Raw genomic sequence first — 768 nt, 5'->3', positions numbered from 1 at the left:
GAGCGCACCGATCTGGTAGATCACGTCGGCCACCAGGTCGGCGCTGGCCACGTCCATGTTGCGACGGCCGAAGCCGGTCAGGTCGGGGTAGGACACGTGTGCGCCGACGACCACGCCACGCTCGGCCCCGCGGCGCAAGGTCTGCAGGATGCCGGCGGGGTCGCCGGCATGGAAACCGCAGGCCACGTTGGCGCTGCTCACGATGCCCAGCATGGCGTCGTCGTCGCCCATGCGCCAGGCCCCCAGGCTCTCGCCGAGATCGCTGTTCAAATCCATGTTGGTGCTTGCCGGTGCCAGGAATCAGTCGACCTTGATGCCGGCGTCATCGATCACCTTCTTCCACTTGGCGGAATCGCTCTTGATGAGTTCGGTCACCTTCGTCGGCGGGCCGCCGACCACGTCAAGACTCATCTCGTCCAGCCGGGAACGGACTTCTTTCTCGGCCAGGATGCCGTCGATCGCCTGGTTCAGCGTGGTCACGATCTCGGCGGGCGTGGCGGCCGGTGCCATGAAGGCGTACCAGAAGGTCATGTCGAAGTCCTTGCCGCCCGACTCCGACACGGTCGGCAATTCGGGATAGGCGGCCAAGCGCTTGGTGGTCGTCACCGCCAGCGCGCGCATGCGTCCGCTCTTGACCATCGGCATCGCTTCGGGCACGAGCGCCATCATCAACTGCACCTGCCCGCCCATCACCTCCTGCAACGCCGGGGCGCCTCCCTTGTAGGGCACATGCACCGGGTCGAATCCGTTCGCCTTCTTGTAGTACTC

At 65.8% G+C, this 768-nt stretch carries 2 protein-coding genes; both read right to left on the bottom strand.

The features are described 5' to 3' along the window. Window positions 1-276 (bottom strand): LamB/YcsF family protein (locus tag AC1DY5_RS57560; protein ID WP_478123028.1); only part of this gene is annotated, 276 nt, incomplete at its 3' end. Between the two features lie 24 nt (window positions 277-300). Next, window positions 301-768, bottom strand: a 468-nt coding sequence (locus AC1DY5_RS57555) for a Bug family tripartite tricarboxylate transporter substrate binding protein (RefSeq protein WP_478123027.1), incomplete at its 5' end; no start/stop codon positions are given.

The sequence above is a fragment of the Variovorax sp. P4_D9 genome (assembly GCF_056401695.1).
Note: the sequence above shows the minus strand (reverse complement) of the source record. Positions and strands in the feature narration are given on the sequence as shown.